Source organism: Paenibacillus sp. CR_12, assembly GCF_041953985.1.
Taxonomy (GTDB): domain Bacteria; phylum Bacillota; class Bacilli; order Paenibacillales; family Paenibacillaceae; genus Paenibacillus_AQ; species Paenibacillus_AQ lautus_A.
On the sequence record NZ_JAVFHO010000008.1, the window covers coordinates 115,179 to 135,434 of the forward strand.

At 48.4% G+C, this 20,256-nt stretch carries 14 protein-coding genes; 5 read left to right on the forward strand and 9 right to left on the reverse strand.

Features of this window, described 5'->3' with window-relative positions; genetic code table 11:
- Positions 1-173 precede the first annotated feature (173 nt).
- From RB297_RS24270 to RB297_RS24290, 5 genes are all read right to left on the reverse strand, one after another.
- Positions 174-1,883 carry an ABC transporter permease gene (locus RB297_RS24270; protein ID WP_375121675.1) on the reverse strand — a complete coding sequence of 570 codons (1,710 nt, stop codon included), beginning with the start codon at positions 1,881-1,883 and terminating at the stop codon, positions 174-176.
- Positions 1,880-2,908, reverse strand: coding sequence for an ABC transporter ATP-binding protein (locus tag RB297_RS24275; RefSeq protein ID WP_009593289.1), 1,029 nt, complete (start codon positions 2,906-2,908; stop codon positions 1,880-1,882). The genes RB297_RS24270 and RB297_RS24275 overlap by 4 nt, the downstream gene beginning before the upstream one ends.
- Positions 2,909-2,995: 87 nt before the next feature.
- On the reverse strand, positions 2,996-4,099 hold the full coding sequence (locus tag RB297_RS24280) for an extracellular solute-binding protein (RefSeq protein ID WP_192570874.1): 1,104 nt from the start codon (positions 4,097-4,099) through the stop codon (positions 2,996-2,998).
- Between the two features lie 41 nt (positions 4,100-4,140).
- The gene (locus RB297_RS24285; RefSeq protein WP_192570873.1) at positions 4,141-4,959 is read right to left on the reverse strand and encodes an MBL fold metallo-hydrolase; all 819 of its coding nucleotides are present in this window, start codon (positions 4,957-4,959) and stop codon (positions 4,141-4,143) included.
- Between the two features lie 39 nt (positions 4,960-4,998).
- Positions 4,999-6,150, reverse strand: a complete 1,152-nt coding sequence (locus RB297_RS24290) for a GntR family transcriptional regulator (RefSeq protein WP_375121676.1) — start codon at positions 6,148-6,150, stop codon at positions 4,999-5,001.
- 585 nt (positions 6,151-6,735) lie between these two features.
- On the opposite strand from RB297_RS24290, the gene RB297_RS24295 reads away from it, so the two are divergent.
- Both RB297_RS24295 and RB297_RS24300 read left to right on the forward strand, forming a co-directional pair.
- Positions 6,736-8,160, forward strand: a complete 1,425-nt coding sequence (locus RB297_RS24295) for a hypothetical protein (protein ID WP_375121677.1) — start codon at positions 6,736-6,738, stop codon at positions 8,158-8,160.
- 51 nt (positions 8,161-8,211) lie between these two features.
- Positions 8,212-9,432: an MFS transporter gene (locus tag RB297_RS24300; protein ID WP_096776247.1), complete on the forward strand. Its 1,221-nt coding sequence runs from the start codon at positions 8,212-8,214 to the stop codon at positions 9,430-9,432.
- Between the two features lie 112 nt (positions 9,433-9,544).
- Here RB297_RS24300 and RB297_RS24305 read toward each other — a convergent pair whose 3' ends face one another.
- Entirely contained in the window at positions 9,545-9,907 is a 363-nt protein-coding gene (locus RB297_RS24305; protein WP_036659734.1) for a winged helix-turn-helix transcriptional regulator, read from the reverse strand.
- 164 nt (positions 9,908-10,071) lie between these two features.
- On the opposite strand from RB297_RS24305, the gene RB297_RS24310 reads away from it, so the two are divergent.
- Positions 10,072-10,698 carry a TetR/AcrR family transcriptional regulator gene (locus tag RB297_RS24310; protein WP_096776248.1) on the forward strand — a complete coding sequence of 209 codons (627 nt, stop codon included), beginning with the start codon at positions 10,072-10,074 and terminating at the stop codon, positions 10,696-10,698.
- Positions 10,699-10,956: 258 nt separating this feature from the next.
- Here the strand turns inward: RB297_RS24310 and RB297_RS24315 are convergent, their stop codons facing one another.
- The gene (locus tag RB297_RS24315) at positions 10,957-13,494 is read right to left on the reverse strand and encodes a glycosyl hydrolase (protein ID WP_375121678.1); all 2,538 of its coding nucleotides are present in this window, start codon (positions 13,492-13,494) and stop codon (positions 10,957-10,959) included.
- Positions 13,495-13,882: 388 nt separating this feature from the next.
- Here RB297_RS24315 and RB297_RS24320 point away from each other — a divergent pair, with 388 nt between their 5' ends.
- Together RB297_RS24320 and RB297_RS24325 are read left to right on the forward strand one after the other, a co-directional pair.
- Positions 13,883-15,298: an FAD-binding oxidoreductase gene (locus RB297_RS24320; protein WP_096776250.1), complete on the forward strand. Its 1,416-nt coding sequence runs from the start codon at positions 13,883-13,885 to the stop codon at positions 15,296-15,298.
- Positions 15,291-16,619: a (Fe-S)-binding protein gene (locus RB297_RS24325; protein WP_375121679.1), complete on the forward strand. Its 1,329-nt coding sequence runs from the start codon at positions 15,291-15,293 to the stop codon at positions 16,617-16,619. Before RB297_RS24320 ends, RB297_RS24325 begins: the two co-directional genes overlap by 8 nt.
- A 101-nt stretch (positions 16,620-16,720) precedes the next feature.
- Here RB297_RS24325 and RB297_RS24330 read toward each other — a convergent pair whose 3' ends face one another.
- Together RB297_RS24330 and RB297_RS24335 are read right to left on the reverse strand one after the other, a co-directional pair.
- On the reverse strand, positions 16,721-18,451 hold the full coding sequence (locus RB297_RS24330) for a response regulator (protein WP_096776252.1): 1,731 nt from the start codon (positions 18,449-18,451) through the stop codon (positions 16,721-16,723).
- Between the two features lie 14 nt (positions 18,452-18,465).
- Complete coding sequence (locus RB297_RS24335) at positions 18,466-20,220, reverse strand: sensor histidine kinase (protein ID WP_375121680.1); 1,755 nt, start codon at positions 20,218-20,220, stop codon at positions 18,466-18,468.
- Positions 20,221-20,256 lie beyond the last annotated feature (36 nt).

Here is a 20,256-nt window from a genome sequence, read left to right on the forward strand (position 1 = left end):
TCATAACCCGTTACAATACGGGAATACTTCGAACTTGGCCAGGATTAAGCAATTAGGCATCGCTTGGAGTCAAATCAAAAAGGCGGATGGGACAAACGTCATCCAGATCCGCCTTAAGTTTTTCTTTGTATTTGAATTTTTCACCAAAGCCGGTGTTCAGGGAATGAAAACCTTCAGGATCTGCTGTTTCTTCCATAAACGAAATATAACGTAATGGACGACATGATCATCAGTATCACCGAATAAACCAAGGTCAACGCTTTGGTATCCGCTAGCGCCTGCGCATCCGTGCTGTTCTTGATGACGATTCCTAACGGCTGGTACAAAGGATGATAGAGGAACACGGTAACGTCATAATCGGCCAAAATTCCGTTGAAATTCAAGGCAAGAACAGCTAGCGTCGACGGTAGAATGATCGGCAGCAAAACTTTTCTGAACGTATAGAACGGTTTGGCACCCAAATTCCTTGCAGCATCTTCCAGATTGCTGTCCAAGCTGAAGAAGGAGGCCTTGACCATTCGCAGGGTGAAAGGAATATGGATGATGACGTAGGCAATCAGAAGCATCCAGATCGTGCCAACCAATACCGTATTCCCGATCATCAGCTTCGGCGTGTTAAAGGTTACGATCAGTCCGATCGCAATCAGCGTCGACGGCAGAATCCACGGAATCAGCAATGCGTATTCCAGGGCAAGCGCCCACTTATTCTTATATTTATGCAATATCCTTGACGCGGCCAGCGCCAATGCGACGACAATGACCGAGGCTGCCGCGGCATATAGAATACTCACAAGATAAGGCTTGAATGCCGACATGGATGAAAACACTTGAATGTAATTATCCAACGTGAAGCTGTTTAAATTCAACGTGGCGGTAGAGATACTTGCCGCATCGGTGAACGAAAAGATGATGATCAGCACAACCGGAACGATGTAGAGGACAAACAGGCCGTAAGCCAGAATATGGGCGGCTATGTTACCGGATTTGCTGCGGATTTTTTGTTTGACCAGCTCCGATTTGACTTTGGAGACCGACATGAAGTTGCCTTTACGTTCGAACCGGATCATCACGGTCAACAACACCAGTGTGGCTACTCCGAGAATAAGCGCCAGCAGCGCAGCCAAATCTCTTGACGTCATGCTTTTCGAGAACGTCAGAATCATCGGCGTAATCGTCTGGAATTCCTTCCCCCCGAGAATAAGCGGCGCGGACGTCGCAGCCAGGCCGGTTAGAAAAGTCAGGATCGTCAACGCATAGATCGTAGGCTTCAGGACCGGAAGTACGACCCGCCTTAGGATATACCAAGTAGACGCCCCCATATTCCTCGCGGCTTCCACCGTTTGATAGTCGATTTTGCGAATCGCATTGCTCAGGAACAGGAAGTGGTTGGACGTGCAGGCGAACGTCATGACGAATAAAACCGCCCAGTAGCCATGAAACCATGTCGCATTAAAAGAAGGGAACCATTGAACCAGGAGCTTGGTCATAAACCCTTCTTCGCCATAAACGAATTTATAGCCCGACACCAGCACGACTCCGCTGTAAATCAAGGTCGTAAAATAACCCAACCGCAAAAATTTCGCGCCTTTGATATGGAAATATTCCGAAATCAAAACCAGCGTTATACCCACCACATTTACCGTAATGACAAGGGAAAAGGCGAGAATGAAGCTGTTATATAAACTTCTCATCGCGCGCTCGGAAGAAAACAGCTTCTCTGCCGCTTGGAGCGTAAATTTGCCGTCCTTAAAGAAAATTTCGCCGTAAATATTCAAGTTCGGATAAATCAGAAAGGCAATGACAAACCAGGCAATCAACCCGTATAAAAGGATCGAAAGAGGATTTACGGAAGCCAGCCGGGCGCTCAGGTTCCGGGCATTCATGCTTCCCCCTCCTTCATCGGGTATTGCAAAATATCGCGGACCGGGAGGTAGATGTCCACATCGTCGCCGACCTCATGATGGACGAGCCGGCTTTCGATTTCGATGGTCTTTAGCCGTCCGCCGCCGGCAATCTCCAATACGTACTTGCTGTATAAACCGTAAAATTCCCGGTCCGCGATCTTGCCTTTCAGTTCGACCGTATCGATTCCCTGCAGGGGCAGCAGGCTTACCTTCTCATTGCGGATATAGGCGATATTCCCTGGCTGAACAACATCGTTCAACCGGCTGTTCTCCACCATCCGCGGATCGATCCGATTAATATCTCCTATGAAATTACACACAAACTCCGTTTGCGATTGATTGTAAACTTCCAAGGGCGTTCCCACTTGCTCCAGAACCCCATGATTGAATACTCCAATCCGGTCGGACAGCGTTAACGCTTCTTCCTGGTCGTGCGTGACATAAATCGTTGTGATCCCGAATTTCTTCTGCAGTTGTTTCAGCTCATTGCGCAGCTGCACCCGCAGCTTGGCGTCCAAGTTGGATAAAGGTTCGTCCAGTACCAAGATGCTCGGCTTCAAAACCAGCGCCCTGGCAATCGCGACGCGCTGCTGCTGGCCTCCGGATAGTTCCGATACCTTCTTGAACAGCTGATCATCTTTCAAATCAACCTTCCGGGCAATGTCCTTTACCTTCTGGTCCACTTCCGCCTTGGAAAACTTCTTGACTCGCAAGCCGAAAGCAATATTCTCATACACATTCATCGTTGGAAACAGCGCATAGCTTTGAAATACCATTCCGATCTCTCTTTTTTCGATCGGCAAACGGGTAATGTCGGCGTCTTTCAGCAGGATCTGTCCGCTCGTAGGCATAATAAACCCGACCAGACTGCGGAGGGTCGTCGTCTTCCCACAACCCGAGGGACCGAGGAACGTGAAGAATTCCCCTTCCCGAATATGCAAATTAAGGTTTTTGACCGCATGAAATTCTCCGAATTTAATGTCAACGTTCTGGAATGTAATCATATTATTCTCTTCCTTTTTGTTGTACTTGAATGAACGGCTGCATATTGGCGTTCCCAATATGCAGCCGGCTTGACTCCATTCCGTTATTTATTGCATAATCTCCAACTCGATTTTCTCCGCCCACAGATCCATGTTTTCGGCAATAAAGGCCCAATCGAAATCTTGTGGTTTTAACGAAGTAAACAGCTCCTTGACGGACTCATTGGCTTGCTCAACCGCCTTCGTATTTGCCGGCATGGCATTGAACTCAGCCGCAAATTCCCCTTGGACTTCGCTGGATCCGAGCCATTCCACGAACCGCTCCGCCGTTGCCTGCTTCTTCGTTCCGTTCACGATCGCCGCATGCTCCACGACCATCGGTACGCCGATTTCCGGACTGACAATGCCTGCTTTCACGTTATATTGCTCTTCCTTCTGCTGCAGGGTTCCGGAGACGAGCGCTCCCAGCGGCGTTTTACCGCTGGCCAAATTGGCATAGAAGTCTTCGCCCTCGACTGCGCTGACACCGTTGTCATACAATTGCTGAATTTCATTCCAGCCCTCCTCGGATACGCCGAGATCGCCGTTCGGATCTTGGAAACGGGTCAGAATGCCCGCTACAACAAGGCGAGGCGTATTTTGTCCAAGGAGCGTAGGAGCTTCGTATTTCCCTTTATACGCATCGTTCTTATAAAGGTCCGTCCAGTCCTTTGGCGCAGTATCGGCCGTGAATTCGTTCGGGTTATAACCAAGCAGAATCGCTTGCTTCACAAGCCCATGATAGTAGCCTTCCGGATCGTTCAAGCCCTGCTCAACATCTCCGGCCCAGCTTGGTACAAACTTAGCCAGAGCGTCTTCTTTTTTCAAATTCTCATAGAGCATATTGTTCAAACCGTATACAACGTCCGCGATCGGGTTGTTCTTCTCGGCAATCAACCGGTTCGTCAGATCGGCGCCCCCCGCTCCGACAATTTCGATGTCAAAGCCGGCACCTTTCGCTTTCTCCACCAGCCATTCGCCGCGGCCATCCGAGTTCGCATTGGTGTACACGATCAGCTTTTCATTCTGGGCTGGTTCATTTGATGACGATTCCGACGGAGCCGGTGTCCCCTCCGAAGTGCCCGTGTTAGCATTGCCGGCATTGTTGCCGCCTCCGCAAGCCGAAACAATCACACACATAATGAGAAGTAGCGCCATTGAAAGTTTTCTCATGATTTCCTTAACTCTCCTTTGATCGTGTCATTTTGTTTGGTTTAAATGTTGATGATCAACCCGTCATATGCCGGCAAAATACCGACGGGGCTGAAGATGCGGACAAAATCCTCATGTAGCAGCTTGGAATTATGGCTAAAATGTGTGACGACGATTTGGCCTTCAGGCTTCAGGATATTTTCTTTTTGGAACTCGCGCTGGGCTTCCAGCACCGTTTCCACGCACATATGATTGCGGTCGCGGGAGTTCCCCGTATATCCATGCGTGCAGTCGAGGATGGCGCAATCCAGGCTTTTGCCCTTTAACCATGCCCATGTCGCATCCGGGAACCAGCCCGAATCATGCCCGTACAGCAGTTTTTTTCCTTCCTTTTCAATCACGTATAATAGACAGGTTTCCATCCGGTCATGATCGGCCAACAATGGCGTTACCTTTGCATCGCCCATAGCGAAGGTCTCATACGGGCGCAACAGATGAAATTGATACCTTTGTCCTTCAAAGCGACCGATGGCGGCACGCGTGTGGTGCATCACGGTACCATTCCCATAAATGTGCATCGGATGCTGGAGGCCGTGTGCAATCCCTTCCCTGCGGCATTCCAGATCAGCGGCATTGAAATGGTCCATATGCGAATGCGTGACCAACAGGTGCTCGATTGCTCCCAGATCGATATTGTCCCGCAGCGCCTGCATATAGGAATCCGGGGAATAGTCAAACTTAATGACATCGTCCAGGATGGCGGAAGTTCGTGTGCGGATATTTTTTCCCCCAAGCTCCCGCGCTTTGTTGCAATGCTCGCAGCGGCAAAATGCATTGGGGAAGCCCTCTGCGGCTGCGGTTCCTAGAAAGTGAATTTTCAAAGTCATGTCTCCTTGCCATGCAAACGATAGTGATCCATTTTACGTACAGGACTGAACGGATTGCCGTTCTACTATCGATGTTTGAATTTTAATGGTGATGGGATTCTCGTTGGAGTTGCCAACGCGCTTCATCAGCAAATCAACGGCCGATCGGGCAAGCTTCTCGGTATCTTGTCGAACCGTCGTAAGCGGTGTCGGAATATATGCCGCTAACTGGATATCGGAGAACCCGACGATGGACAGCTTTTCAGGAACCGGAATCCCCATTTGCAATGCGGTATGAATTGTCGAGATGGCGACATGGTCATCCCCGCACATGATGGCCGTCATCCGGGGGTTGTCCTGAATAAACCGCTCCTGTTCCGGATCAAGCTCATTAATGCGGCTGGTATCGCAAGTGACGCTTCGAAAATGAATGTTCTGGATCTTCACCGGAATTTTATGATCGAGCAGCGCTTGGATATAGCCTTGATACCGTTCCTTCCGGCTGGTGATATTGTCGATCGGGTTCGAAGTGTATCCGACCTCCCGGTGCCCCTTCTCGATCAAATACTTGGTCATTTGATAAGAGCCCATATAGTGGTCGTGATACACGCAATCGATCTCCACTTCATGGAAAATACGATCGATGATCACCAGCGGCAGTTTGCACAGCTTTAGTCGCAGCACCTGATCGCTGCAGGTCTTCCGCCCCTGAGGAAACAGAATGATGCCGGTGATCCCTCCTTCGGCCAGCCTTTCCAGACAAAGATCCTCATCGTCGCGGTCCTTCGTCATTTTTAAAATGAGGTCGCACCCGTGCTTTCGCACTTCAGCCTCGGCGGCGGCGATGATTCTGGAAGTGTAATCGGATAGATGAGGCATAATGAGCGCGATCTGTCCGAACGGCCTCTCCACGTTCGGTGCCGCCTCGGTGACCTGGGGTGAAGTTCCTCCATGGAGCATCAATCCATCTTGCGGCTGGGCAAGGAAGGTCCCTCTGCGGGGGAGGCGGTACACCAGTCCCTGCTCTGCCAGCTTTTGAAGCGCCAGCTTGCTCGTCATTCGACTCACGCCAAATAACTTGGCAAGCTCTCCTTCGGATGGAACAGGATCATGCGGCCGCAGCCGACGACTCTGAATAATCTCGATTACCTGATCAGCCACCCGGTGATATAATTGATTCTGTTTCATCAAACGTGCATCTTTCATCAAATTATCCCTCTAATCGTTGAGTCGACTCGTATCCGCAAGGGATCTAATTTGAAGTTAATTTATGTCACTGACATATTCAATGATATATATGTAAAAGTCTCGTAAATTCTATGTTAAATCGTAAATCCGATCTCCTGAACCCCATATTACATATCAGTGATTTATTCTGGCACAGGTTAAAAAAAGCGTCCCGCAAGCCTTGAAAAAAGACTTGTGGGACGCTTTTGCTTTACATTGCCGGATAAATCCTGCCCGGTCCAAATTTCCGATAAAAAACTAAAAGCCTTGATTTCTCTAGGTTTTTTCTTCGTATGAAGCCTAAGGGGATCGAACCCCTGATTATGACCCATCCTCTCCCGTTAGTTCAATGATGGTTCCTTGATTTGATTTATTACGGTCTTTGTATCAAATCCATTTCTAAGTATCAAAATGTATCCTACCCCACAAAAATGTTCCGTTCACACAAAAAAGTGCGTACTGTTCACCAATTAGCAAGGGTGATAACCTTACATATAGAACGATCGATCCATAATTGATTGAGCGACACACGGTCGTTAAAAAACATAGGTGAGGTGCTAAGAAATGAAGGAATATCAACTTATTTTGAAAGAGAAGAAAATCGTTTGGGGAGAAACCATAGATATCGAGCGGCTTATTGACAACAAACCAGTCAACTCCATCAGGCAGGGCGAAAACTCGAACATGGATTGGAATTTGCCTGCAGGCATATATCGAGCCAAAGAGATTGTTATCGAACTCGATAAAATGCTTGAGGCCATGCTGGTTCAGCTGGGCGAACCAGTGAATAGCGATCCGACAGTACTCTTAGATAGCCTATTAGCCAATTTGGCGATTTCCGGACGCTTGTCTTCTTTGCCCTTAAAATCATTGGAACTTGAAGATCATGCCGGTATAGAGATTAGATCTCAAGCGGTACGTATCGGAGAACAATTGGTAAGCTGGGCCAGAGAGATCAATGCTGAGAAAAGGACATTGGCTGAGCATGGGTCAGAAACGCTTAGTGAACTGGAATTTCGAAGCCACTGTTATGGTCATCCGCTGACCCCGGAAGCCACTGCTCAGGTTTGGGGACCATTCGGCGGACCAAGGATTATGCAGATTTATAATGAATACTTACACCAATTCGTTTTACTTCGGGATGCCTTATTGCCATTTGCCAATTGGGAAGAGGTTCCGTTTGAAGTCAAGGAATATAGGGAATTCAAAGGATTGCGTTTTCTGGAGCCATCCCGAGAAGTATTCTTAACGCAACTGTTCAAGAAAAAATTGACACACAAATCGATCATCCACTATGCACAAAGTGTGGTTAGCTCTGGGCTCAAAAAGGGCGGTTACGGTTTCCAATATCGTCTAGGCACCGTTTTGCCGGCTGGTTTGGGTGAGTCTCCCAGCACGGCATCCCGCTATCTCCTGAGATGGCATCCCGTACAAACGATACAGGTAGAAGATGCAGAAGGTTTGGCTGCAGTCTCCTTCGATTATGAATATGAAGATTATTATTCCGCGCCCCGTAAAGAGGCAGGGAAAGGAACACCAGCAAACGACGAATTACTTCCTGCATATGGGAAGGATCACAATGAACCATCGATTGCCCGGTTGCTGCCAAATACCAGTACAGATCGAACGACCCTACAGTTCAGTTTCGAGATGAAAGGCAACAAGTTTACAGTAGATCTTGGTCAGCTTTTTAGGGGGCAGCGCTTTTTGTATCGGCCACAAAGAAGCAGCGATGCCGGGAGCGAATTTATAAAACGAGAATACATCCACTGGCACCCTGCCGAAGACATTCTCTCGCACTCCGGATTGGTTACCAATTCAGATGGCATCCATTTCATTCCGACTGGCAAAAACGAACTTGTCCTATGGGCTTTACTAGGCAAACTCTATCCCGAAAATGTAGTTTTATTGGATAAAGGAGATCAGGAGGAACTGGAAGCGGCTTATGTTTCCGGCAAAGGCTTCGGTACGCAATTTCTAGTGCTATAAGTCATGAAATGACATCCACCGTCCATTTTGGATAGAAAGGAAGAATCCATATTGACCAGACAACAAAAGTTTTTGACAATGAATTTATTCTTATTGACCTTTATTCTGGGGACCAGTGAGTTTTTGATGGTCGGATTATTATCTGAAGTTGCCGCAGATATGAATATCGCCATATCGACTGCTGGCTTTCTGGTGACGGCTTTTGCGCTTACCTTTGCTATAGGTACCCCGGTCTTCACAGCATTATTCAGCCGATTTTCCAAATTCCCGCTCATCCTTGTCTTGCTCAGCATATTTGTTGTTGGGAATATCGTTACGGCTTTATCAGGATCATATGGCCTGCTTCTGGTGTCCAGAATAATCACGGCCGTAGTTACCGGCGTCTTGATTGCACTCGCGATGTCAGTGGCAAGTGAAGTCATGCCTCCGGAAAAAAGAGGGCCGGTGATCTCCATCATCTTTACTGGTTTCACTGTGGCTAGCGTCCTTGGCGTCCCCCTTGGCACTTTTATCGGACAATGGGGGGGATGGCATTTGGCCTACTGGTTTACCACATTGTTGGGAATCATTTCTTTGATAGCAAGCATCGCAACCATTCCTAGAGGACTAAAAGGAAAACACAGTTCACTCACAAAACAACTCAGATTGCTCGCTTATCCCAGAATTGTGCTTGCTTTCGCCATTATGATGTTAAGCATAGCAGCTACTTATAGCATCTATACGTATTTAGCTCCTTTGCTTCAGGATGTGCTTTTTGTTCCGGCCCGTTATATTAGTCTCATCTTTTTACTGTATGGCGTTGTGTCTATTTTCAGCACGCTAATCGGAGGAAAGCTGGCTGTCGGTGACGGGATGAAAAAAATTCGCTATGTGCTTCTGGCTCAAGCCGTCATCTTAGCGTCACTTTATTTCACTTCCGATTCTCTTGTTGGGGGACTCGTCAGCATCTCATTCATGGCTCTCGTTGTTTATCTTATGAACTCGACGATGCAGTTGTACTTCATTGATTATGCCGATGAGCATGTTCCGGAGGCAAGGGACTTAGCCTCGTCCTTAACCTCCGTTGCCAACAATGTTGGCATTGCGATCGGATCCGCTTTAGGTGGCTTTGTCACTACAAACATGAAGCTTATTGATCTTTCCTGGTCTGGTGGGATTGTGGCCGTACTCGCAGCAGTGTTGGCATGGGTCAACTATCGTTTGAAGCAAGGAACTGTCAGTACGACTAAAGAGAATAATGCACTGCATGAGCAATACGAAGGAAATATATAATTAAGACATATAAAAGCAGGAGGTAATCGGGAAAAGCACCTCCTGCTTTTCGAGTGTCAAGAGCAGCCCGATCAAGGCAAGATGAATGGTAAATGGATAGATTGTAGCTTTTTTATGCATTCTTGTGATTTGTGTACAATACTTCATCGGGAAAGCTTTCGATATAGTCGGTTCCAAAATCGCATAACATCGTGAGCATAGGGGCCAGTTGTTCGCCTAGCCGAGACAAGCAATATTCCACTTTTGGCGGTGAAGCTGGATAAACCTTGCGAATAATAAGTCCGTCGCTTTCTAGCATTCTTAGCTGCATCGTAACCATGCGTTGGGTTGCTTCAGGAAGTTCCCGTCGCAGCTCATTGTACCGTACTGGACCTTTTGCTAAGCGGTTTAAAATGGATATCTTCCATTTCCCACTGATTAAGCCGAGTACAATTTCCGAGGTACAGCGATATTCTTTGTCTCTAAAGTTTATCATCTGTCGACACATCCTTTTTAGAAAAGATTGTGTAAAAGCAAGTTGTCTCTCTTCAGCCAATTCGAATTACAGACTATTCATTCCATATATTATCATCAAACAGCTCAATTCTTGTCAAGGATTTCTGGATCGATTAGTATAAAATTAATAAAGGAGGTCATCTTATGCCGCGAACAGGACGTCCACGTACATTTAATCGTGACGAGGCGGTTGCCGCCGCCATGATTCTTTTCTGGGAATATGGTTTTGAATCCACTTCACTGGCTCAGTTAAAGGCAGCAATGGGAGATATATCATCTGCAAGTTTTTACGCAGCGTTTAAGTCAAAAGAAGAACTGTTCCGTGAAGTGATTGATCGCTACATATCGATGTATGGACATGCTTCGGAAACTTTCAAAAATACAAACATAACGTCGAGAGCAGCCATGGAAATGGGATTGCTAGAAGCAGCTCGGTTCCAGACAGAGAACACTCACCCTTTAGGTTGTCTGTTGGTTTTGTCCACAGTTAACTGTTCTCCTGAGCAACAACATATCCAAGACCTTCTGTCAAAGGAAAGAAAGAGAGTCCGGGGGTGGATCAAAGATTGTATAGAACGAGCCATAGCCAACGGGGAGTTGCCAGGATCCACGGATATCTCCATGGTGACTACGTTATTTGAAACCTTCTTACGAGGGATTTCTACACAAGCCCGAGACGGTGTTCCATACGAGGAAATTGCAGCTGCCATAACTCATTTGATGAGCGTATGGGATTCGTTATCTGTTGAACACGATATTCTGGAGGATTGATTGAGCATACAAATCACTCAATATGTGGCATCGATGCCCGTATTCAATTTATTGTTTTTTGGATTGGCCGTCGTTATTACTTGTTGAAGGAACAGCATAATCCTTTTTTATCACGGAACAAAGTGAAAGCGCTACAAGCGGAGAATCGATACAAATTTCTGTTGAGCAATAATGAGAATGCAAAAAACCAGACTCCTGGTTTTGGGAATCCGGTTTTTTGCATCACGAAATCAGAAAAGCTTTGTTACGCTAACGAGTCTATGGAGAACCCGATGAAACGGACAAATTATCATAGACAACCTGAATGCTGTCTCCGTCAGCCCGGGCTTCCGCGGACAAAACGACTTTCATGTTGGAACTCCAAGCGACGGGAACGCTCTTGTATTGAATGTCATCTATATATATATGCACATATGAACCGTCATGCACGAGTTTCATTTCATGATTGCCTAGGTTATTGTCAGCAAGGACAAGGGTGTCACTGCCTCCGTTCAAATTGTAAGCCCATACGCCTGTATCCTTGTTTTGACTGAACCGCAGGTATTCACTGCCGCTGACGTATAACCACAATCCGCTTCTTTGCCCTGTGCCGGTGCCCGAAAGCGAAATTCTGTCGACCTGAACAGTCAACGGCTCTGTAGCGGAGGCATGGAACGGAAGCACGCTTTCGACCGCCTTGCCTGACCAGTAGTTGATTCCTGTCGATCCGTTAAAGGTAAGGACACCGTTCGCTTCGGATGCCACAATCTGGGTTGGCAGGCTGGAGCGAAGTCCACGGTTGATGACCGACCATTTGGCGGAATCGATTTGGTTATCATTGAAATCGTCTTCCATGGCATTAGAGGTCGGCATGGCCGAAACTTCCTTGGAATCGGCTCCCTCGCCAGTGCTGCTGACGGCCGATACGACGTAATAATATGTCTGGCCGTTGGCTAAACCCGCATCAATATATTCGGTCGCGCTAACTTGACCGGCAATCGTCGAGTAAGGGCCTCCACGCGTCTGGCTTCTCTTCACATTATAGCCAGACGCCCCCATGGATGGCGACCAGTTCAGCTTTATGGAACCGTCGTCTCCCAAAGCGGATGCTCCGGTGACCTGGAATCTGATCACAGCAAAATCTTGCTCCCCATTGATCTTGGCTTTGACAAGCGCTTCGGGCATCGACGGGACGATAGCAGGCGCGGTATATACGCCCTGGTTGTCGATCACTCCATAAGTTGGACCTCCGGCAACGGACCACTCTATTCCAGTTGCAGCTCCATACGCGTTTCCTTCAAAAGTTATGGAAGCACCCGGAGCTGCTGAAACCTCATCAGGCGCGATTTCGATTTGAACCGGCTCCGGGACGCTCGTATATACTGCGACGCTGTTTGCCGGAATACTCGCATCGTTGAAACTGGTAGCAACCGAATTCCACAAAGTATCACTCGGGATGATCGTGGCGCTTGCCGTAGGCGTGATCGCGTCTGAAAAAAGATGTCTTCTGAACGTTTTTCCCACATGGTTTGAAAAATCGATGGACACGCTTTTACTTGAATGTAAGCTCTTGTTAACGACAAATACGGAGTATTCTCCATCCAGCCGTTTGAGTGAGGTCACGTGCAGATCCGGATCGTCCGTTTCGGTCAACAACACTTGAGAGTGAGCGCCGCCGAAACGTGTAAACAAGCTGAATGTATAGTACGTGTAACGGGGTACCGCGCTGTCCGGCAGCCATGGCCAGGTCCCATAGGCGGAGCTGTCCAGGAAGTTCAGAGGGTCGACCAGGAATTGATCCGCCAGGCGCCACATCAGCATGCCGGAATTTCCGCTGCGCATGCCGGAGACCATAAGATCCGCAAGCTCCACCGCATTCTGGTAAGTGGTCTTATCTCCGGGAGCTGCAAATTCCGTTGTCATCAGCGGTTTTCCCGTCGGCTCCACCAAGGCCAGCCGTTCCGTTGTCCATGAATCCATCGTATCGTATTCTTTGCCGTATGCATGACCTTCATAGATATCGAGGATATCGTTCATGTTCTGAACGGCATGCTGCATCCAATCCAGTCCCGAGGACTCATCGGGACCAAGGAGTTTGACTTCGGAACGGATGCCATCGGTAACGAGTCGATTATGAATCGCGCGATACATATCCTCATAATATTCCTTTTGATTGATTGAAGCCGGGGTTTCAAAATCCCCCAGGTTTGGCTCGTTATAACTCATCACATATTTAATGTTGTCATAGCCTTTATTTACGATAAGCTGCTGCAGCGTGGCCGAAACCCACTCCGCCCATTCATTCAAGTCCGTGGGTGCACTTGTTTCGGGCTTCTGAAGCCCGCTGAATCCCAGCCAATTCCTCACGTCCGCATTCATTTTCCATCCGGCCACCAAAATGACATCGATATCCTGCGCTTTCAAATAGTCCAGCACTCTGTAAACAGCCTGCATCTTGACGCTTTCCGTCTGCATTCCGGACCAATCGATTATGTTCGGATCATTGTTATCGTTAGCTGGCTCCATCCAGTCGATCTGATACCAAACACGCACGAGGTTCGGTTTTACTTTGGCAAGGCGTCGCTTCTCCATTTCCCACCAATGCTCATTAAAACCGGCTTCTACGCTTTCGGGCATAAAATGAAACGGATCGTATTCCGCACCGATGCCCAAAAAGTCCGAATTGACGACGGATGTGGTATCAATGTTAATAGTGGAGACGTTATCTTCGGCCTGTATCGAGGTCGGGGTCGTTAGAATTCCGGCAAAAATAAAGAAACTCAAAATTCCCCCCAACCATCTTCTCTCTTTGCTCATTCAGCCTTTCACCTCTTCCTCCAAATAATATGTCGTTCTGATTGCAGCAACGCCCGGTCGTTATTATTCCCTCCTCTCTAACTCAGTTGGACACAACTACAGTGTAAGGCTCCGGGCATAGGAAAGAACATTTCACATTATTGCGATCGTTGACCAATCTTATCTACTTTCGAAAAAGAAGCTCTAAATTAAACGAGATGCGCTAATATAAAGGGGGCTGAAGGCTTTGAGCTAAATAAGGTCATGCCAATGTTTAAACATTCTGGACTTAAACCGCAGTTATGGACCGAAAAATATCCTTACCGGTTTAGTTACATCGAATGCTTCAACATAATAAAACGAAACTAATCATCAGATAACCTGATGCCTTACAAGGAGGTTTTAGAATATGTTGGACCCGGATCTCACCGCACAGCTTCGTGCCATTGTCGGGGCTTCCCACTATCGGGATGATAAAGAAGCACTGATTGCCCACTCCTATGACGGTACCCCTATGCTGCAGGCGCTTCCGGACGGGGTGATCTATCCTGAAAGCACCGAGCAAGTTTCCGCCATTATGAAGGCCTTATCCTTCTATAAGGTGCCTCTCGTTTCCAGAGGTTCTGGCTCCAATCTATGCGGGGGAACCGTTCCGATACAAGGCGGTGTGGTTATGGTGATGCACAGGATGAATCGCTTGCTTGAGCTGGATATGGACAACCTAACAGCCACGGTTCAACCCGGCATGATTACCGCGGACTTTATCCATCATATCGAGTCCTTGGGTCTGTTCTACCCTCCCGATCCAAGCAGCATGCGCATTTCAACCATCGGCGGCAACATAGCTGAATGCTCCGGTGGGCTTCGTGGCTTGAAATACGGCACGACAAAAGACTACGTCATCGGATTGCATGCCGTACTGGCCAGTGGCGAAATCATCCGTACGGGAGGAAAGCTGATGAAGGATGTGGCAGGATACGATTTGACCAAACTGCTGATCGGATCCGAGGGTACGCTCGCCATCATAACGGAAGCGACTTTGAAGCTGATTCCCCCGCCGAAGAGTAAAATGACCATGCTTGTCATGTATCAAGATCTGTACGCAGCGGCCCGTACAGTATCCGCCATAATTGAATCGAAGATAATTCCGGCAACGCTGGAGTTTATGGATAATCCGACCATTCGCGTCGTCGATGATTTTGCCAAACTCGGTCTTCCTCTGGATATGGAAGCCATTCTGCTCATAGAGCAGGACGGCGATCCCGAGACCGTCGCCAGGGATATCGAGCAGATTCGCCAAATTTGCATTCGAGAGCAGGCTGACACTATTCAGGTTGCTGCTACTCGGGAAGAAGCAGAGCGGCTATTGACAGCGAGAAGGAGTGCATTTACAGCTCTCGCAAGACTTCGGCCGACTACGATTCTGGAGGATGCCACTGTTCCACGGTCCAAAATAGCCGACATGGTCCGCCGGATCAATGAGATTTCAACCAAATACAACGTCATGATTGCCACCTTCGGCCATGCCGGGGATGGAAACTTGCATCCTACGGCGACAACTGATGCCAGAGATGTGGAGGAAATTCACCGGGTTGAGCAGGCTTTCGAGGAAATTTTCGCGGCTGCCCTGGAGCTTGGCGGAACCATTACTGGTGAACATGGGGTTGGTGTAGTTAAGGCCCCCTTCCTGGAGTGGAAGATCGGCAACACTGGCATATCACTCATGAAAGGCATCAAGAAGGCTTTTGATCCTGACAATCTATTAAATCCAGGCAAGATGTTTGCTAAGGAAACCCGGAAAAGGGTGGTTATACAATATGAATAGACCTGACTCTAACTCCTTAGCCCGTACCTTGCTGGAGAAACTTGATTACGATCAATTAACCAACTGTATGCGCTGCGGGTTTTGCCTACCAGCCTGCCCTACGTTCAAGGAAACCGGTCTAGAGCCCGAATCTCCTCGGGGGCGCATCGCTCTTATGAAGGCTGTTGCCGACGGACTAATGGAGCCAGATGACATGTTCCGCGACCAGATGAACCACTGCCTGGGTTGTCGAGCCTGCGAACCTGTATGTCCTGCTGATGTTAAATATGGTCAACTGATCGAGCAGGCTAGAGACGCAATTGAGGATCATCCCGTGCATTCGCCTCCTGTTAAGGGAATACGCAAGCTCTTATTCAAGGGGATCTTCCCTCATCGCAACCGGTTGAAGTCGTTGGGCAGAACGATTAACTTTTACCAAACATCCGGTTTACGGCGTTTGGCGAGAGGAACCGGGATCATGCGACTCATTCCGAAACCTCTGCGTGATATGGAGCGCATTCTGCCGGATGCGACCGCACAGGGTGTCATCGAGCAACTCGGCTGCGTTCATCCTGCTAAAGGCACTCCGATTGCACGCGTGGCTTTATTCAGGGGCTGTATTATGGACGTGATATTTGCCGGTACCAATGTAAATACAGTCAAATTGCTCGCGGAAGCCGGATTTGAAGTTGTGATCCCTCCGGAACAAACCTGCTGCGGGGCTTTGCATGCCCACAGTGGAGAACTAGAGCTCGCAAGGAATCTAGCAAGAATCAACGTCAAGGTGTTCAAGGAATTAAACGTGGACTTCGTTGTATCCAATGCTGGCGGCTGCGGTGCCCTGCTCGTGGAGTATGATCATTTGCTGCACGAAGATGAGGTTTGGAAGGAACGAGCTGCCTGGTTCGCGAGTCGGGTCGTGGATATCAGCAAGCTGCTGGTGGAGCACGGTCGGATTCCAGCATTCGCCGATTCTGCTGCGACTGTAGCCGAGCCGATGATAGTCACCTATCAGGATTCGTGCCATTTGCGCAATGTCATGCGTAGCGGGTCAGTGCCAAGGCAGCTGATAAGCCAAGTGGCCAACGTCACCCTTCAGGAAATGAAGGAGGCGGACCGCTGCTGCGGCTCCGCTGGCATTTACAATTTGACGCAGCCCGAGATGGCGGGCAAAATCCTGGAGCACAAGATGGCCAACGTCAATGGTACCGGAGCCAGGTATCTGCTGACCAGCAATCCCGGCTGCCTGCTGCAGATGAAGCTGGGTGTGGAACTGCATGGACGCGGCGAACCAATGGAAGTAAAGCATGTGGTTGATTTTCTGTATGAACGATTGTCTTAACAAGAGGCATGATTCGCTGAAGTAACAGTCTTTTTATCAGGACGCACTCCTGTCGCATTTAGCGGCAAATCGACTCGATATATAAAACCGACACCCGGATTTCATGGTGTCGGTTTATTCATGTTATCTATTCTCTGCGCATCCAAACCTGAATTATGCAGCTCCCCTGTGAAACTCCCTTTCCACGATTTGTTGCTGTCACGATACTCCTGCGGGGTGAAACCGGTCCTTTTCCTAAAGAGTCTGGTAAAATAGGGAGCCGACTCCAGGCCCACCTGTGAAGCAATCTCGTGAATCTTCCGATCTGTCGTCTTCAGAAGCAGCTTGGCCTTGGCAATCCGGGTTTCGTTGATATACTCAAGAAGCCCCTGTCCTGTCATCTGTTTATATAGCCGGGAAAAATAAGGCGGACTTAAATAAACAAGCTCAGCCAGTCTGGTAAGAGACAGCTCTTCATGCAGGAACTGATGGATGTAATCATGCACCTTGGCAATCATGTCATGAGTCCTCTCGACTTGCTTCTGCCCATTGTAGTCGGCTATTACGGCCCCCAGTTTGCAAAAGTAATCGATCATTTCATTCCAGTCGGCGTGTTCGTCGGGACTCAACATTTTTTCGGCTTGGATCGAGATGGAATCAAGCTCTTCCAACAATCTTCGCTTATTCATGTAAGATAAGAAGAATGCGGACAGACGGGAGAACAGCTCAAGCCCGAACCATCTGCCTTCTCCGTCCGAGAAGAGAGGGACCTCAACCGTGAACAATTCCCGAAAGAGAGTCACAAATTCCTCCTTCCCCCCGTTATCCAAATAATTCTCCAGCAAATCAAATCTGTTAAGCCTTGATCGCAGCTGTTCCATTTCCAAAAACAAGCAGCTCGATCGTCTCCGCTCTTCACCCGTCGGTTCGGTAATGAGCATCTCGTCACCGGTCCCCATTCGGAATGTCAGCTGCAGCTTTAAAGCCTCAACTCGGCTGCCGACCAACTCCCAGGAGGAGGGAGCCGATGGTATGGCGATCGATAACGGGATTTTGAGTAAGCGTTTGCAAAACATCTGGATTTGTTCCGCGCATCCGTCAAGCAAACGTCCCAGGTTTTCCATAGAACCTTCTTTTGGCTGCATCAACCACACGATCCGTGTCCGGTCATACAGGAACGATAAGAAGCGCACATCCGGCGTAAAAAACTCTTCCGCAATATTGATAATGGAGAAAAACAGCAAGGTTCGGTCTGCCGGGGCGGAGAACTTCCCCCAGTCATCGACTCTGCCCAAAACGGCTAGTACGGGATGGTTCGGATCAAGGTCTATTCCAAGCTCTTCAAAACGCTTTTCCATCATGGAAGGCGAATCGGTTTCCCCTTCCATAAGCTGCAGCAAATAATCCCTTCTAAGCGAGGGAAGCGCCATAAACAACTGCTCTCGCGCACGTAGAAGAACCTGCTCCTCGCTAATCTCCGTTCTGATCTCCTGCATGGCCTTCTCAATGGCGTTGATGATCGCCCTGTCCCCTTCGGTCTTCAGCACATAATCCACTCCACCCTTACGCAAAGCCGATTGCACATATTCGAAATCGTTATATCCCGTTAAGAAAATCACCCTGCACCGCGGCCACTTCCCCAATATTTCGTCAGCCAGCTCCATGCCGTTCATTCCAGGCATGCGAATATCGGTCAACAACAGATCGACCCTTCCCTTGTCGGCCTTGACACGCGCTTCCCTACCCGAATAAGCCTTGGTAATCGTCAATTGTAAATCGGGTACTTCATCCAGCGCTTCCACCAAATAATCTACGGCATAAGGCTCGTCATCAACCACTAACAAATGCAACATTTCGGCCTGCCTCCTTATGATTGTTCCACCGGAATGACCAGCGTCACTGTTAACCCCGAGGGCTCAGCATTTTCAACCATGAGCTTTGCGGCTTCTCCATATTTCAACCTTAATCGGCGGTGCACATTGAGCATCCCCGTGACTTCGGCAGCCGGAAGTTCAAGCTTGAATAACTGCGACCATTTCTCAAGTTCTTCATGGGTAAGACCGTTCCCGTTATCCTGGACGATCACTTGCAGCAGCGGTGTTCCGTCAATGGAACGGGTTTCTTCCATCCGAATGACCAGCCGGCAGTTCTCCGTGCTGGAAGCAAACCCGTGCTGGTATGCGTTCTCGACAATCGGCTGCAGGATCAGTCGCGGAAGCGCCAGGTCGCGATAACGTTCCGGGACATCCTGCAGTAATACATGTATGCGGTCATGGAAGCGAATGGATTGAATTTCCGTGTAGACCTTTACATGGTGAAACTCCTCCTCCAGTCTGACTTCCTCTTTCCCATTTCTGGTGATGTACTGAAAATAATCCCCCAAATATTTGGTGAAGCGCGTAGAATTTTCATAATCCTCCGCTTTTGTCATCCGATAAAGCAAGTAGAAGCTATTATATAGAAAATGGGGGTTGATTTGCGATTGAAGCTGCTTAAGTTCAGATTTTTGCAGATGAATCTGCTGCTCGTAAACCTCATATATCAGTTTATTCAAATGGGCAGCCATATTATTGAAACGCTCATACAAATATTGAAACTCATCGCGGCTGTTGTGCTTGATTTCCACTTGCAGAATTCCCGCCTCCACTTTTCGGAAGGCTCCTACCAGCTTTCGAAGCGGTCTGTGTATGATTCGGTAGATCCAATAAGCAAACACGATCAAAGTGACAAGGGATATTCCCGAAATTAGGAAGAGATACACCCGGTACCTTTGGATTGGGCCCATGATCTCCTGCTCAGGTACGTATACAACCATGGAAGAATTCAATTTCGCGGATTCCATGGTTACCGTCAGATAATCTTTATTCTGCAGAGAAAGGGATACGTTATCGGCACTTGGCTTCGCATCCCCCGCTCCTTTACGGATGTGATCGTCCTGAAGGCGATCCTGCTCGCTTACAATCACTGCATCTTCGTGTATCAGAATGGCCCCGCCGCCCGCATGGCCGGGCAGCTGCTGCAAATAGCGCTGCAGAGCCGGGATCGAAATCTCCAGTTCCAGGATAAAGGCCGGGTTTTGCTTGTCCAGATTAAACGGAGTCGGGTAGTACTCCCGAATGTACATTCGGTTATCCGAATAAACGAACGGTGGAGCTGACCTAAATGCATCCTCTTTTAATTGATCGATCTGTACTTGATCCAGAGGGTCTACCAGCCGGTTGGATGACACGGTGCGGGAAACTGCCGGGATGTACGCTCTAGCAACAGAAATATACATGCTGGAAGCTTTGATCAGGCTTAGCCGAGTATGCAGCTTCTTCATTGCAGAAAGCCTTTCGTAGTTAGACATTCTTTCCGCCAGCATGGAGAGAGACTCTAAATCCTCATCATTCATAAACTCCCGCTGGAGAATCGCCATGCGCTCAAACTCGTTCTCCAACGACATCAAATAAAAGTTGGCCTGCTGCTTCAGCGAGTTTGTGATTTCGCTTTTTATCGTCTGTGCTCCTTTTTCATTAATAAAAGAACCCAGAACATAGAGAGGAGATATCACTACGAGGAATGCGACAACCAGTTTATTAAAGATGGAAAATCGCCTTCGTTGACCGATTGGCCTGCTCATAGTGGTTTCCCCCGCCTTCTCCGTAAAATCGGCAAG

Excerpts from the sequence above, each read along its gene's own strand:
- RB297_RS24275 (WP_009593289.1), bottom strand. The coding sequence starts at position 2,908 with ATGATTACATTCCAGAACGTTGACATTAAATTCGGAGAATTTCATGCG.
- RB297_RS24280 (WP_192570874.1), bottom strand. The coding sequence starts at position 4,099 with ATGAGAAAACTTTCAATGGCGCTACTTCTCATTATGTGTGTGATTGTT.
- RB297_RS24270 (WP_375121675.1), bottom strand. The coding sequence starts at position 1,883 with ATGAATGCCCGGAACCTGAGCGCCCGGCTGGCTTCCGTAAATCCTCTT.
- RB297_RS24335 (WP_375121680.1), bottom strand. The coding sequence starts at position 20,220 with ATGAGCAGGCCAATCGGTCAACGAAGGCGATTTTCCATCTTTAATAAA.
- RB297_RS24305 (WP_036659734.1), bottom strand. The coding sequence starts at position 9,907 with ATGATAAACTTTAGAGACAAAGAATATCGCTGTACCTCGGAAATTGTA.
- RB297_RS24290 (WP_375121676.1), bottom strand. The coding sequence starts at position 6,150 with ATGAAAGATGCACGTTTGATGAAACAGAATCAATTATATCACCGGGTG.
- RB297_RS24330 (WP_096776252.1), bottom strand. The coding sequence starts at position 18,451 with ATGTTGCATTTGTTAGTGGTTGATGACGAGCCTTATGCCGTAGATTAT.
- RB297_RS24315 (WP_375121678.1), bottom strand. The coding sequence starts at position 13,494 with ATGAGCAAAGAGAGAAGATGGTTGGGGGGAATTTTGAGTTTCTTTATT.
- RB297_RS24310 (WP_096776248.1), top strand. The coding sequence starts at position 10,072 with ATGCCGCGAACAGGACGTCCACGTACATTTAATCGTGACGAGGCGGTT.
- RB297_RS24325 (WP_375121679.1), top strand. The coding sequence starts at position 15,291 with ATGAATAGACCTGACTCTAACTCCTTAGCCCGTACCTTGCTGGAGAAA.
- RB297_RS24320 (WP_096776250.1), top strand. The coding sequence starts at position 13,883 with ATGTTGGACCCGGATCTCACCGCACAGCTTCGTGCCATTGTCGGGGCT.
- RB297_RS24295 (WP_375121677.1), top strand. The coding sequence starts at position 6,736 with ATGAAGGAATATCAACTTATTTTGAAAGAGAAGAAAATCGTTTGGGGA.